The organism is Pseudomonas putida group bacterium ESBL64 (assembly GCF_045277175.1).
GTDB classification, from domain to species: domain Bacteria; phylum Pseudomonadota; class Gammaproteobacteria; order Pseudomonadales; family Pseudomonadaceae; genus Aquipseudomonas; species Aquipseudomonas alloputida.
Window position 1 is genome coordinate 3,943,065 of sequence record NZ_CP145799.1, and the last position, 12,800, is coordinate 3,955,864.

Below are 12,800 nucleotides of genomic sequence, written 5' to 3' on the forward strand. Positions count from 1 at the left end.
TGCTGTATGGATAAGATCAGTTGGTTCTAGACCATGGTCTTGTTTAGAGGAAACATCCCACAGATGAACTACTCTGATCCGGCGACGTTCGAAATATTAGGCGTCGTGGCTAATTACGGACAGGAGGGGTGTTTCATGCTTGCTCAACTTCCACCTGCATTGCAGAGCTTGCATCTGCCGCTGAGGCTGAAGCTGTGGGACGGTAACCAGATTGATCTTGGGCCTAGTCCTCAGGTCACCATTCTGGTGAAGGAACCGCAGCTGATCAGCCAGTTGACCCACCCAAGCATGGACCAACTGGGCACCGCATTCGTCGAAGGCAAGCTGGAGCTGGAAGGCGATATCGGTGAGGCTATCCGCGTGTGCGACGAGCTGAGCGAAGCGCTGCTGGCGGATGAGGATGAAACGCCGCCGCCCCGTTTGTCTCATGACAAGAGCACCGACGCCAAAGCCATCTCCTACCACTATGACGTGTCCAACGCGTTCTACCAGCTTTGGCTGGACCAGGACATGGCCTATTCTTGCGCCTACTTCCGTGAGCCGGACAATACGCTCGACCAGGCGCAGCAGGACAAGTTTGACCACCTGTGCCGCAAGCTGCGACTGGATGCCGGTGACTACCTGCTCGATGTTGGCTGTGGCTGGGGTGGGCTGGCGCGGTTCGCTGCCCGTGAATATGGCGCCAAGGTGTTCGGCATTACCCTGAGCAAGGAGCAATTGAAGCTCGGCCGCAAGCGTGTGCAAGCGGAAGGGCTTGCCGACAAGGTCGACCTGCAGATTCTCGATTACCGCGATCTACCCCAGGATGGTCGCTTCGACAAGGTTGTCAGCGTGGGTATGTTCGAGCATGTCGGGCATGCCAACCTGGCGCTGTATTGCCAGAAGCTGTTCGGGGCGGTGAGGGAAGGGGGGCTGGTGATGAACCACGGCATCACTGCCAAGCACGTCGATGGCCGACCGGTCGGGCGTGGGGCGGGTGAGTTCATCGATCGCTATGTATTCCCCCACGGCGAGCTGCCGCACCTGTCGATGATCAGCGCCAGTATCTGTGAAGCCGGGCTGGAGGTGGTGGACGTGGAGAGCCTGCGCCTGCACTACGCTAAAACCTTGCACCACTGGAGCGAGAACCTGGAGAACCAATTGCACAAGGCGGCAGCGCTGGTGCCTGAGAAGACCCTGCGGATCTGGCGTTTGTACTTGGCCGGGTGTGCCTACGCCTTTCAGAAGGGCTGGATCAACCTGCACCAGATATTGGCCGTGAAGCCATACGCCGACGGGCATCATGACCTGCCTTGGACGCGGGAAGACCTGTACCGCTGACATCGTAAGTGTCACAGCGCTGATATGGCTTTGCAGGAGTGGCCTTGTGTTGCGAAAGGGCCGCAATGCGGCCCCTGCATTTCATCTGTGCAGCCTATATTGCTGGGGCCGCGTTACGGCCCTTTCGCGGTAAAGGTCGCTCTCACAACGGGCGTGCTCACCTTAAAGAATCGGCGATATCAGCCGCGCAATCCGCATCCCCAACTGCTGTAGTCGATGGGTGTCTTGGGTGTCTTCTGCAGTAATTTCCCGCGCGTGTTCGAAGTCTTCGTGGAGCATGTGCTCGACCTGGTCGGCGAAGCCGCGATCGACTGTCAGCAGGGTAATCTCGAAGTTCAGACGGAACGAGCGGTTGTCCAGGTTGGCACTCCCAATCGCGCTGACGTCATCATCCACCAGCACCACCTTCTGATGCAGAAACCCGGGTTGGTAACGGAACATACGTACCCCCGCGCGCACCGCTTCGAAGGCAAACAGGCTGGAGGCGGCGTAGACGATGCGGTGGTCCGGCCGTGACGGGATGAGCACCCGCACATCGACTCCTCGTAGTACCGCCAGCCGCAAGGCGGCGAACACGGCCTCGTCAGGGATGAAGTAGGGGCTGGTGATCCACACCCTGCGGGTGGCCGAATGAATCGCCTCAAGGAAGAACAGCGAGCAGGTTTCTTGTGGGTCTGCCGGGCCGCTGGCCAAGGCCTGACACAGCACACCGTTGTCCGGGTACGTATCGGGCAGGATCAGCGGCGGTAGCTGGCGCGTGGCCCAATACCAGTCCTCGGCGAACGACTCTTGCAGGCAGGCCAGTACCGGCCCGCTGATCTGTACGTGGGTGTCACGCCAGGGTGAAAGCTGTGGGTGTTCACCCAAATACTCGTCTCCCACGTTGTGACCGCCAATGAAGCCGAGCAAGCCATCCACCACCACAATCTTGCGATGGTTGCGGAAGTTCACCTGGAAGCGGTTGAACCAGCCGCGACGGGTGGCGAATGCATGGATCTGCACGCCGCCGTCACGCAGCATCTGGCTGTAGCTGGCCGGCAAGGCGTGGCTGCCGACACGGTCGTACAGCACGAACACCTGCACGCCTTCGGCGGCTTTGCGTAGCAAAAGTTGCTGCAGTGCCTTGCCGAGGGTGTCGTCATGAATGATGAAGAACTGCACCAATACAACATCGCGTGCTTTTTCGATGGCTGCGAAGATGGCATCGAAGGTGGCCTTGCCATTGATCAGCAGTTTTACCTGGTTATTTGCCAGGCATGGCATGCGACCCAGCTTGGGCATCGCTCGCAACGCGGCGTAGCTTTCGGACTCGCGGGCGGTAAGGGCTTCTTCAACCCAAGGTCGCCAGTTGAGGTTGGCCATGGCCACGTGCATTTCCTGGTTGGCCTGACGCCGAGCCTTGATGTAGGCGTAGAACGAGCGGGCGCCGAAGATCAGGTAGGGGATCAAGGTGAGGTAGGGGATGAAGAGCAAGGGCATCGCCCACGCAATGGCACCCTGAGCTGTCCGCACGGTGAACAGCGCATGCAGTGCGGCGACTATACCCAGCAGATGGATCAGGCCGAGTAGGTAACCAAAGAAGTAGGGGCTGTGGTAATCCATATGCATCCTGCTTGCCGAGTACACTTGAGGTAACAGAACACGTTCCCGGTCCGCCTGCAACCCGCAGGCGGATTTGGCGTCTAAGGCTCAGTCCGGCCCGTTTGACCGGTTTTTTTCCAGGAGCGTTCGTCCATGAAGATTCGTCTGCCACTGTTGGCGTTGGCCCTAGGCATGAGCAGTCCGCTGGTGCAAGCCCAGATGCTGCAACCGGGGTTGTGGGAGCTGACCACCAGCAACATGCAGGTCGATGGCAAGCCGCTACCCGACATGGAATTCATGCTTGGCCAGTTGAAGAACCTGCCGCCAGAGCAGCGCGCAATGATGGAGGGGGTGTTGGCCAAACAAGGGGTCAGTGTAGGTGGCAAGGGTGTGCGTTCGTGCCTGACACCAGAACAGGTGGCAACGAATGACATTCCGCTGCAGGACCCGAAATCGGGCTGCACTCAGAAGATTACCGACCGTACCGGTAACGTGTGGAAATTCCAGTTCAGCTGCCCGAAGGCACAGGGTAGTGGCCAGGCTACATTTCTCAGTGATCGGGAATTCACCACCCAGGTCAGTGGCACGTTCAACGCTTCGGGTGTGCAGCAGCAAGGCAGCATGAACACGCGTGCGGTGTGGCTAGGCAATGACTGCGGGACAGTCAAACCGCGCAGCTGAAGTTCCATTGCCACTGGCTGGTGGCAACCGCGTCGTGGGCATGCAGCCTCTGTTGCCGTTCGAGCAGCCGAGCATGGCCAGTTCCAGAAGTCGGTAGGGAAACGAATAGTTCCACGTGGAACATTTCGTTTTCAATCCTTGCCTCGACGCGGTTAAGGCATAGCTTTTCGGCCTGAGAACGGCTGATCAAGGCAGGCGTTTTCAGCTAGCGCTCGAAGCTGATGTGCAAATAGGCGGCAGTAGAGGCAAAGCCTTCAAAACAAAAGAAGGCATCAACGGCAGCCCTCGATCAAGCTGCAATGCAGCTTGAAGCGCTCCCCACTGGAACTCGATACGCGGTTCAAGGTGGTCCAGCCTACTCGGCGGCTGTAACCCACCCAGGCCTCACCATTGCTGGCCAGGCCGGTAAAAAAAGTCAACGTGCCATAGCGGCTGTTGGTTTGCGCCCATAGTCGGCGGCTGCTGAAGTCATAGCCGCGAAGGTAGAACGTGCTGCCTTCGGTGCGCACGCTGTAGTAGTTGCCTTTGCCGTCCTGGCAAGCGAGCAGCGTCGCGCTTCGCGTACAAAGGGCCAATGCACCGTTTTGCGGCATGGCCAACAGCGAGGCAGGCATGGTGAGCACCAGCAATGCCATGACGCGTGGCAGATTCATTTTTCATCCCCTGTGAGCACTCGTCCGTCGAGAACCACTTGGCGAAATTGTATTGTTACTTTATAACATTGTGCAATGCATCGCTTCGAATGCGTCTGCCTGAAGGGGTTCGCCATGTCCAATCGTCTTCCCGTCACCGTGCTGTCCGGCTTTTTGGGCGCCGGCAAGAGCACGCTGCTCAACCATGTGCTGCGCAACCGCGACAACCTGCGGGTGGCGGTAATCGTCAACGATATGAGTGAAATCAACATCGATGCCAGTGAGGTGCAGCGCAATGTCAGCCTCAACCGCGCTGAGGAGAAACTGGTCGAGATGAGCAACGGCTGCATTTGCTGCACGTTGCGCGAAGACCTGCTTGAGGAGGTTGCACGGCTGGCCGAAGAGGGACGTTTCGATTATTTGTTGATCGAATCCACCGGTATCTCTGAGCCACTGCCAGTGGCTGAGACCTTCACTTTCCGTGACGAGCTGGGTCGCAGTCTGTCCGATATGGCGCGACTGGACACCATGGTCACCGTGGTCGATGGCTTGAACTTCCTGCGCGACTATCAAGCAGCAGAGAGCCTGGCCAGCCGTGGTGAAACGTTGGGCGAAGAAGACGAGCGGTCGATCAGTGATTTGCTGATCGAACAGGTCGAGTTCGCAGATGTACTGCTGCTGAGCAAGATCGACCTGATCAGCCAACATGAGCGCGAAGAACTCATCGCCATTTTGCGCAGCCTCAATGCCCGGGCGCAGATCGTACCCATGGTCATGGGCCAAGTGCCGCTGGCACGGATCCTCAACACCGGGCTGTTCGACTTCGATCAAGCGGCCCAGGCACCAGGCTGGTTGCAGGAGCTGCGCGGTGAACATGTACCAGAAACCGAAGAGTACGGTATCGCGGCCATGACCTGGCAGGCTCGACGCCCGCTTCATCCACAGCGCTTTTACGACTTTATCCACAAGGACTGGGAAAACGGAAGGCTGCTGCGTTCCAAAGGGTTTTTCTGGTTGGCCAGCAAATATCAGGAAGCTGGCAGCTGGTCGCAAGCGGGCGGCATGATGCGCCATGGTCTGGCTGGCCGCTGGTGGCGCTTCGTGCCACGCGAGCAGTGGCCACAGGATGTGGATAACACGAATGCGATCTTGAAACACTGGACCGCCGACACCGGTGACTGCCGGCAGGAGTTGGTGTTTATTGGGCAGAATATCGACGTCGAAAAATTATCCACAGCCCTGGATGCATGCCTGTTGACGGATCAAGAAATGGGCTTGGGTCACATGGGCTGGCTGCGTTTACCTGACCCATTTGGCCCATGGCATGAGGAAGCGGCAGCATGAACCTGGCTCACCGACCTGTGGATATCTTTCAGGTGTTTGGCGAGACGCCTCAAGTGCTGGCCGAAGTGCTGCAGGATGGCGTGAACCTGGCCGTCTGGCGGCGGCGCTTGCCGGCACAACTGGAGGACTTTGCCGCACTGGTGATCAGCCTTGGCCAGCCCTTGGCTGATCAGCGGGTGATTGATGTGAACGAGGAGCAGAAGCCGGTATTGCCAGATCTGCTGCGTGAAGCGGCGGATTTGCATGGGTATGAAGCTTTCGTTGCTGATGTGACGTGGTTGGTGGCGGCTTATACCTGTCTGGTTGGCGCACGACGGGTCGGTTTGCGCTTGCGCGTGTTGAACGCTCCGATGTGCCCACGCTTCCATGTGGATAACGTACCGTTGCGCTTGCTCACCACTTACGTCGGCCCAGGTAGTGAGTGGTTGCAAGAGCGGGATAGCTGTCGTGGAGAGTTACACACAGCTCAGCCACCTGTGGATAACATCCAACACCTGCAGGCCGCCGAGGTTGCGGTACTTAAAGGCGAAAAATGGCAGGGTAACGAAGGGGCAGGCCTGGTGCATCGGTCCCCTTCTACGCAGCGGGGGCGTTTGCTGCTCAGCCTTGACTGGCTGGCCTGACGGCGCATAGTGAGGCATCACCGCCGCCTGAAGCCACCCCATGCTGCAGAACATTCCCACCCATGTAATTGCCGGCCCGCTTGGTGCTGGCAAGACCACGCTGATCCGTCACTTGCTGGCTCAGCGCCCAGCCAACGAGCGCTGGGCGGTATTGATCAACGAGTTCGGCCTTGTCGGCCTGGATGCGGCCTTACTCAGCCGTGACGAAGACGGCATCGCCATCGGCGAGGTCGCAGGCGGCTGCCTGTGCTGCGTCAACGGCATGCCGTTCCAGGTGGGCCTGGGACGACTGCTGCGCAAATCGCGGCCTGACCGGCTGTTTATCGAACCTTCCGGCCTGGGCCATCCCTTGCAGCTGCTGGCTCAGCTGCAACAAGCGCCTTGGGTTGGAGTGCTGACAATTCAGCCACTCATCATGGTTGTGGATGCCCAGGCCATGGCTCGAAACGAGCCTCTTCCAGAGTCTCAACAGCAGGCTTTCAACGCCTCTGAAAGCGTGGTTTTCAATAAGTCAGAGGCTGTGGATGAAATACATAAGTTGTTGATAAGTAATAAATTTAAAGAAAAGAAGATCATGTGGACTGTGCAGGGGCAGTTGCCTTTGTCCGGCCTCCCGACGGTATCTCCACAGATTGTTGACAGCCCATTCTTGAAAAACAGGATTGTCGACAATCCTGGAATCGCTCCAGCAGCACTGTGGGCTGACCCGAGTCAACCGATTTGCCTTGCCCAGCAGGGGGAGGGTGGTTGGAGTATTGGCTGGCGGTGGCACCCTGGCCAACAGTTTTATCCACAGCGGCTAAAGGCTTTCTTGTGTGCTTGGCCATGGCGACGGGCCAAGGGAGTTATCCACAGCATGGAGGGCTGGTGGTCATTCAATGGGCTGAATGGGGATATGCCCGCTTGGCAGCCCAGCGACTGGCGGAAGGACACGCGTATCGAGCTGATTTTCGATCAGCCGCAACCGCAACCCGCATTGCAAGCCGGGTTGGATGAATGTCGCGTCAGTTGATCAGTTGCGCCAGCGGTTATGCTCCTGGCGCCATTGCTGCATCTCTATGACGTTGCCGGCGCGCGGTGGGGTCTTGATTTCGAACGGGTAGGGCGCCAGCTCGATCTGCACACTGTGGGCGCCGAACTGGGTCGCGGTGCCGGGGTGACGTTGCTCACCCGTGACGGTGAATTCGAAGGCATAGACGCGTGCCAGGCGCTTGCGGCCATTGGCATCCCGGACAAAGGCGATGCGCTTGAGCGCTACGGCATCGTCAAGCAACTCCAGGTCGAGTTTGGCGCAATGCTGTTTGACCCGTTCCAGGGCCTTTTCACGCAACCCATGGTTATGCCACAACCAGGCGCCTGCCGTGGCTACCAGCATCAGGACGAAGAGGTTCTCCAGGGTCAACATTTGCATATGCTCCAAACAGGTAGATCCAGCTTAACTGCGTTCCTGGCCTGTCGTACAGGTAGCAATCGAGTTCATACTGCGCTGCGCACAATCCTAGAAACAGCTTTGGAAACCTCCCGCATGAAACGTACCCCGCACCTGCTCGCCATTCAGTCCCACGTGGTGTTCGGCCACGCCGGCAACAGCGCCGCGGTATTCCCCATGCAGCGTATCGGGGTCAATGCCTGGCCACTCAATACCGTGCAGTTCTCCAATCACACACAGTATGGCCAGTGGGCGGGCGAAGTGCTTGCCCCAGCGCAAATTCCTGCGTTGGTGGAAGGCATTTCCAACATCGGTGAGCTGGGCCACTGCGATGCAGTGCTTTCCGGCTACCTGGGCAGTGCCGAACAAGGGCGAGCGATCCTGGCCGGTGTCGAGCGGATCAAGGCGGTAAACCAAAAAGCGTTATACCTGTGCGACCCGGTCATGGGGCACCCGGAAAAGGGCTGCATCGTGCCGCCCGAAGTCAGTGAGTTCCTGCTTGACGAGGCTGCAGCCACGGCGGACATCCTGTGCCCCAACCAGCTGGAGTTGGACAGCTTCTGTGGGCGCCGCGCCCAGTCGCTGGAGGATTGCGTGAACATGGCGCGCAGCCTGCTGCAGCGTGGGCCGCAGGTTGTACTGGTCAAGCACCTGGCGTACCCCGGGCGGGCCGAAGAACAGTTCGAAATGCTGCTGGTGACCGCCGAGCACAGCTGGCACTTGCGCCGCCCACTGCTGGCGTTTCCGCGTCAGCCGGTGGGGGTGGGTGACCTGACCTCAGGCTTGTTCCTGGCGCGTGTGCTGCTCGGCGACAGCTGGGTGCAGGCATTCGAATTCACGGCTGCGGCAGTGCATGAAGTGCTGCTGGAAACCCAGGCCTGCGCCAGCTACGAATTGCAGTTGGTACGGGCCCAGGACCGCATTGCGCACCCACGGGTGCGCTTCGAAGCGCAGTTACTGGCGCTTTAAATGGCGTCGGTTTTCAAGTCCTGATAGCGCTTTTCCAGTTCCTGGCGGATCTGCCGGCGCTGCTGGCCTTGCAGGAAGCGGCGCTTTTCTTCGCTGCTGTGCGGCTGGCGTGGCGGCACCGGCACCGGGCGGCGGTTGTCGTCGACCGCGACCATGGTGAAGAAGCAACTGTTGGAATGGCGCACCGAGCGCTCGCGAATGTTCTCGGTCACCACTTTGATGCCAACTTCCATCGAAGTGTTGCCGGTGTAGTTGACCGACGCCAGGAAGGTTACCAGTTCACCCACGTGCACGGGTTCACGGAAGATTACCTGGTCGACCGACAGTGTTACCACATAACTGCCGGCATAACGGCTGGCGCATGCATAAGCCACTTCGTCGAGGTACTTGAGCAGGGTGCCGCCATGTACGTTGCCAGAAAAGTTGGCCATGTCCGGGGTCATCAGGACGGTCATGCTCAGCTGGGCGTTTCCAGGTTCCATAGTGTGCTCACGGTGAGGTTGCGCTGAATCGGGCGAATGGAGGGCGTTATCTGCTGACACTGCTGTTCCCCTCTTTTGAATGTGCCTTGCTGATACGGGACGTTGGCTGGCGCATCATCGTCACGCTGATCATGCCATCAGCGGCGCTTTTCCAGCCGATCTGTTTCTGCATATTGCACTGGCTTTTTGCGGCGGGGTGCGATGTTAACCTGAGTACGCCCATGCAACGTGGGTGTTCCCGGATTCAATACAGTATGTACTTGCTGCTCGCTCAGGTTTGCCTCGGCAGAGGAGCGGTCTGCCCAGGCATTCACAAGACGAGAAAAGGAGTATCACGCCATGCATGCCATCAGCTTCATCCAGGACCTGGCAGTCATCATGCTGGTCGCTGGCGTGGTCACCATTCTTTTTCACCGTTTCAAGCAGCCGGTGGTGCTGGGCTACATTGTCGCCGGCTTCATCATTGGCCCGCACACTCCGCCGTTCGGCCTGATTCATGACGAAGACACCATCAAGACCCTCGCCGAACTGGGGGTGATCTTCCTGATGTTCTGCCTGGGGCTCGAGTTCAGCTTGCGCAAGCTGTTCAAGGTCGGTGCCACGGCGTTTATCGCAGCGTTCCTGGAAATCGTCCTGATGATCTGGATCGGTTTCGAGATTGGCCGCTGGTTTGGCTGGAGCACCATGGATTCACTGTTCCTGGGCGCCATCCTGGCCATTTCCTCCACCACCATCATCGTCAAGGCGCTCAACGACTTGAAGATGAAGAACGAGCGCTTTGCCCAGCTGATCTTCGGCGTGCTGATCGTCGAGGACATTCTGGGTATCGGTATCATTGCCCTGCTGTCGGGCATCGCGGTCAGCGGCACGGTCAGCTCGGGCGAAGTGTTCTCCACTGTCGGCAAGCTGTCGCTGTTCATGATCGTCGCCTTGGTCATCGGTATTTTGCTGGTACCGCGGTTACTGGCCTATGTCGCCAAGTTCGAAAGCAACGAAATGTTGCTGATCACTGTTCTGGGCCTGTGTTTCGGCTTCTGCCTGCTGGTTGTGAAGCTGGAGTACAGCATGGTGCTAGGCGCTTTCCTGATTGGCGCAATCATGGCCGAATCACGCCAGTTGCTGAAGATCGAACGCCTGATCGAGCCTGTACGCGACCTGTTCAGTGCCATCTTCTTCGTCGCCATCGGCCTGATGATCGACCCTCAGGTACTGATCGACTATGCCTGGCCTATCGTTGTCATCACCCTGGCGGTGGTGCTGGGCAAAATGCTGTCTTGCGGCATGGGGGCGTTCATAGCCGGCAATGACGGGCGTACGTCTTTGCGTGTGGGCATGGGGCTTTCGCAGATTGGCGAGTTCTCCTTCATCATTGCCGCGCTGGGCATGACCCTGCAGGTGACCAGCGACTTCCTTTACCCGGTGGCGGTCGCAGTATCGGCAATCACTACGCTGCTGACGCCCTACCTCATCCGCGCGGCTGACCCGTTGTCGCAGAAACTGGGCAATGTGGTGCCCGCCCGCCTCGCACGCGTGTTGTCGTTGTATGGCGAGTGGTTACGCAACATCCAGCCCCAGGGCGAGAGTGCCATGCTGGCGGCGATGATCCGGCGTATCCTGTTGCAGGTGGGGGTGAACCTGGCGCTGGTGATCGCCATTTTCTTCAGTGGCGGCTACTTTGCAGGGCGTATCGGCAATTGGCTCAGTGAGTGGGTCAGCGATGTCAGCCAGCAGAAGGCCGTCATATGGGGGGCTGCTTTGTTGCTGTCACTGCCATTCCTGATCGCTGCGTACCGCAAGCTAAAGGCACTCTCGATGCTGCTGGCAGAGATGGGCGTGAAGCCGGAAATGGCCGGGCGACATACCCAGCGCGTGCGCCGTGTGATCGCCGAAGTGATCCCGCTGTTGTCGTTGCTGGTGATTTTCCTGCTGCTGTCGGCATTGTCCGCCAGCATTCTGCCCACCAGCGAATTGCTGCTGGTGATTGCCGTGGTAGCTGCGGTGGTGGTGGCGTTGTTGTGGCGCTGGTTTATCCGCGTGCACACGCGCATGCAGATCGCGTTGCTGGAGACGCTGGAGAACAGTCGCGAGAACTCGCACTGAGGGGGTTACGCCCTGGGCAAGGTATCTCGCCCGCCCGAGGAGATGGGGCTATGGCGATGTCGCCAGGCGCAAAAAGCCTGGCGATTTTAACGACCTTGAGGCGCTGAGACGTCATTGTTACTGACTCAGATCGCGAGCTTCTCTATAGGTGCTAGCGATCAGCTCTCCAGCCAAACATCTCGCGCCCAGTGCCACACCGATTCCCAACTGTCTTCGCCGACAATTTCCTCTTCGGCATCCCACAGCACCACGGTGCCGTCCTCTTCGACGCAATAGTAATTGTCGCCGTCCTGGCACAGCGGAATCAGGTCACGCGGTACGCCGGCATCCCAGGCGTTGGAGGCCACATCTGGCAGGTAGGTGTGCGACTGCGGATCAGTGACGGTAACAGGCTCAAGGGAGCCGTAAACCACATCACTTACGGTCAGCAGAAACTCTTTGAACACGAATGGAATATTGATGAACAGCTGTTCTTCGATCTCTACCAGCTGGTCTTCATCGGGAAGCTCCAGGGGCACTGGTACTGGCTCATTCGCTTCACGGAGTTGTTCGATCACTTCTTCCACGGTTCACTTCCTCTGACCTAGATGACAACGCTGCGCCTTATACCCTAGTAGCCCACTTTGGCAAAAGCAAAAACCCCGGGCAAGCCCGGGGTTCTCTGTTTAGCACGCAGCGATTAGCCGTTTTGACGGATACCGGCTACCAGCCAAGGCTGGTTCTCGCCTTGGGCGCGAACCATGTGCCAGCTTTCGCTGAACACTTCGCCCTGGTCGAAGCGCGAATTCTTCGACACGCCACGGAAGGTCAGGGTCGCGTCGGTGCGGTCGGCGCGGTCATCGACACCGTCCAGTTGCACTTCCAGGTTATCGATGTAGGTAGACTGGAAGCCATCACCCAGTTCAGCACGCTCACGCTTGAGGAACTCAAGCATTTGCGGGGTAACGAACTCGCTGATCTTGTCCATTTCATTGGCATCCCAGTGCTGCTGCAGCGACTGGAAGTGGTTACGGGCTGCCGCCAGGAAGCTCTGCTCGTTGAACCAGGCCGGGGCGTTGATCACCGGTGCGGCTGCGGCAGCAGGTGCGGCCGAACCACCGAAAATCGAAGGCTGGGCAGGCTGCGCGTGAGCCTCACGCTGCATCGGCGCATGGCCTGGCATGGCCATTTGTGGCTGCTGCTGGCGGCGGCGCGCGGCGATGAAGCGGAACACGAGGAAGGCGATGAGCGCCACGATCAGGAAGTCCATGATCTGGAAGCCTTCGAAACCGTCGCCCATGAACATGGAAGCCAGCAGGCCACCGGCGGCGAGGCCGGCCAGTGGGCCCAACCAGCGCGAAGCACCGCTGGCGGCAGCCGGTGCACGGCCAGGTGCGGTCGGCGCGGCAGCAGGCGTGGTTGGCGTAGCCTGGCGGGTCTGGTGGATAGGCGCGGAGCCCGAGCTCTTGCCGCCGCCGAAACGCTTGGCGCTGGCGTCCAGGCTCAGCGTCAGGCCGACGCAGAGCGCCAGTGCGATGCTAAGAAAACGTTGCATAAGTGGGATATCCCCTGTTGTGGATTGCACGCGCGTCATGGTGCACAGGTTCCCGGGCACATGACCAGCGACATAGTGTTTCGAGCTTTTGCCTGATGTTACAAA

The 12,800-nt window shown here is 58.9% G+C and carries 13 protein-coding genes; 7 read left to right on the plus strand and 6 right to left on the minus strand.

Annotated features, from left to right (window positions below):
• Nucleotides 1-135 precede the first annotated feature (135 nt).
• A complete protein-coding gene (gene cfaB, locus V6093_RS17960; RefSeq protein WP_004575189.1) occupies nucleotides 136-1,320 on the plus strand; it encodes a C17 cyclopropane fatty acid synthase CfaB in 1,185 nt (394 codons plus the stop codon).
• A gap of 162 nt (nucleotides 1,321-1,482) precedes the next feature.
• Here cfaB and cls read toward each other — a convergent pair whose 3' ends face one another.
• Nucleotides 1,483-2,922: a cardiolipin synthase gene (gene cls / locus V6093_RS17965; RefSeq protein ID WP_003253247.1), complete on the minus strand. Its 1,440-nt coding sequence runs from the start codon at nucleotides 2,920-2,922 to the stop codon at nucleotides 1,483-1,485.
• 132 nt (nucleotides 2,923-3,054) lie between these two features.
• Here cls and V6093_RS17970 point away from each other — a divergent pair, with 132 nt between their 5' ends.
• A complete protein-coding gene (locus V6093_RS17970) occupies nucleotides 3,055-3,582 on the plus strand; it encodes a DUF3617 domain-containing protein (protein ID WP_003253248.1) in 528 nt (175 codons plus the stop codon).
• 272 nt (nucleotides 3,583-3,854) lie between these two features.
• Here the strand turns inward: V6093_RS17970 and V6093_RS17975 are convergent, their stop codons facing one another.
• The gene (locus V6093_RS17975; protein ID WP_004575191.1) at nucleotides 3,855-4,235 is read right to left on the minus strand and encodes a hypothetical protein; all 381 of its coding nucleotides are present in this window, start codon (nucleotides 4,233-4,235) and stop codon (nucleotides 3,855-3,857) included.
• 114 nt (nucleotides 4,236-4,349) lie between these two features.
• Between V6093_RS17975 and zigA the strand changes: the two genes are divergently transcribed.
• The 3 genes from zigA to V6093_RS17990 are packed head-to-tail and all read left to right on the plus strand — an operon-like array spanning nucleotide 4,350 to nucleotide 7,193.
• The gene (gene zigA / locus V6093_RS17980) at nucleotides 4,350-5,558 is read left to right on the plus strand and encodes a zinc metallochaperone GTPase ZigA (RefSeq protein WP_003253252.1); all 1,209 of its coding nucleotides are present in this window, start codon (nucleotides 4,350-4,352) and stop codon (nucleotides 5,556-5,558) included.
• Nucleotides 5,555-6,181 carry a DUF1826 domain-containing protein gene (locus V6093_RS17985; protein WP_012054130.1) on the plus strand — a complete coding sequence of 209 codons (627 nt, stop codon included), beginning with the start codon at nucleotides 5,555-5,557 and terminating at the stop codon, nucleotides 6,179-6,181. The genes zigA and V6093_RS17985 overlap by 4 nt, the downstream gene beginning before the upstream one ends.
• A gap of 40 nt (nucleotides 6,182-6,221) precedes the next feature.
• Complete coding sequence (locus tag V6093_RS17990) at nucleotides 6,222-7,193, plus strand: GTP-binding protein (protein WP_108078758.1); 972 nt, start codon at nucleotides 6,222-6,224, stop codon at nucleotides 7,191-7,193.
• Here V6093_RS17990 and V6093_RS17995 read toward each other — a convergent pair whose 3' ends face one another.
• Nucleotides 7,194-7,586: a DUF3301 domain-containing protein gene (locus tag V6093_RS17995; RefSeq protein WP_014861167.1), complete on the minus strand. Its 393-nt coding sequence runs from the start codon at nucleotides 7,584-7,586 to the stop codon at nucleotides 7,194-7,196.
• A gap of 120 nt (nucleotides 7,587-7,706) precedes the next feature.
• Here V6093_RS17995 and pdxY point away from each other — a divergent pair, with 120 nt between their 5' ends.
• The gene (gene pdxY, locus V6093_RS18000; protein ID WP_406669574.1) at nucleotides 7,707-8,579 is read left to right on the plus strand and encodes a pyridoxal kinase PdxY; all 873 of its coding nucleotides are present in this window, start codon (nucleotides 7,707-7,709) and stop codon (nucleotides 8,577-8,579) included.
• Here pdxY and V6093_RS18005 read toward each other — a convergent pair.
• Nucleotides 8,576-9,061: an acyl-CoA thioesterase gene (locus V6093_RS18005; protein ID WP_003253263.1), complete on the minus strand. Its 486-nt coding sequence runs from the start codon at nucleotides 9,059-9,061 to the stop codon at nucleotides 8,576-8,578. The two genes, pdxY and V6093_RS18005, sit on opposite strands and share 4 nt — an antisense overlap.
• 339 nt (nucleotides 9,062-9,400) lie before the next feature.
• On the opposite strand from V6093_RS18005, the gene V6093_RS18010 reads away from it, so the two are divergent.
• Nucleotides 9,401-11,161: a cation:proton antiporter gene (locus tag V6093_RS18010; protein ID WP_003253264.1), complete on the plus strand. Its 1,761-nt coding sequence runs from the start codon at nucleotides 9,401-9,403 to the stop codon at nucleotides 11,159-11,161.
• Between the two features lie 158 nt (nucleotides 11,162-11,319).
• Here the strand turns inward: V6093_RS18010 and V6093_RS18015 are convergent, their stop codons facing one another.
• Together V6093_RS18015 and V6093_RS18020 are read right to left on the minus strand one after the other, a co-directional pair.
• Complete coding sequence (locus V6093_RS18015; protein WP_003253266.1) at nucleotides 11,320-11,727, minus strand: SMI1/KNR4 family protein; 408 nt, start codon at nucleotides 11,725-11,727, stop codon at nucleotides 11,320-11,322.
• 113 nt (nucleotides 11,728-11,840) lie between these two features.
• Nucleotides 11,841-12,695: a Tim44 domain-containing protein gene (locus V6093_RS18020; RefSeq protein WP_003253268.1), complete on the minus strand. Its 855-nt coding sequence runs from the start codon at nucleotides 12,693-12,695 to the stop codon at nucleotides 11,841-11,843.
• Nucleotides 12,696-12,800: the final 105 nt, after the last annotated feature.

Excerpts from the sequence above, each read along its gene's own strand:
- cfaB (WP_004575189.1), top strand. The coding sequence starts at position 136 with ATGCTTGCTCAACTTCCACCTGCATTGCAGAGCTTGCATCTGCCGCTG.
- cls (WP_003253247.1), bottom strand. The coding sequence starts at position 2,922 with ATGGATTACCACAGCCCCTACTTCTTTGGTTACCTACTCGGCCTGATC.
- V6093_RS17970 (WP_003253248.1), top strand. The coding sequence starts at position 3,055 with ATGAAGATTCGTCTGCCACTGTTGGCGTTGGCCCTAGGCATGAGCAGT.
- V6093_RS17975 (WP_004575191.1), bottom strand. The coding sequence starts at position 4,235 with ATGAATCTGCCACGCGTCATGGCATTGCTGGTGCTCACCATGCCTGCC.
- zigA (WP_003253252.1), top strand. The coding sequence starts at position 4,350 with ATGTCCAATCGTCTTCCCGTCACCGTGCTGTCCGGCTTTTTGGGCGCC.
- V6093_RS17985 (WP_012054130.1), top strand. The coding sequence starts at position 5,555 with ATGAACCTGGCTCACCGACCTGTGGATATCTTTCAGGTGTTTGGCGAG.
- V6093_RS17990 (WP_108078758.1), top strand. The coding sequence starts at position 6,222 with ATGCTGCAGAACATTCCCACCCATGTAATTGCCGGCCCGCTTGGTGCT.
- V6093_RS17995 (WP_014861167.1), bottom strand. The coding sequence starts at position 7,586 with ATGTTGACCCTGGAGAACCTCTTCGTCCTGATGCTGGTAGCCACGGCA.
- pdxY (WP_406669574.1), top strand. The coding sequence starts at position 7,707 with ATGAAACGTACCCCGCACCTGCTCGCCATTCAGTCCCACGTGGTGTTC.
- V6093_RS18005 (WP_003253263.1), bottom strand. The coding sequence starts at position 9,061 with ATGGAACCTGGAAACGCCCAGCTGAGCATGACCGTCCTGATGACCCCG.
- V6093_RS18010 (WP_003253264.1), top strand. The coding sequence starts at position 9,401 with ATGCATGCCATCAGCTTCATCCAGGACCTGGCAGTCATCATGCTGGTC.
- V6093_RS18020 (WP_003253268.1), bottom strand. The coding sequence starts at position 12,695 with ATGCAACGTTTTCTTAGCATCGCACTGGCGCTCTGCGTCGGCCTGACG.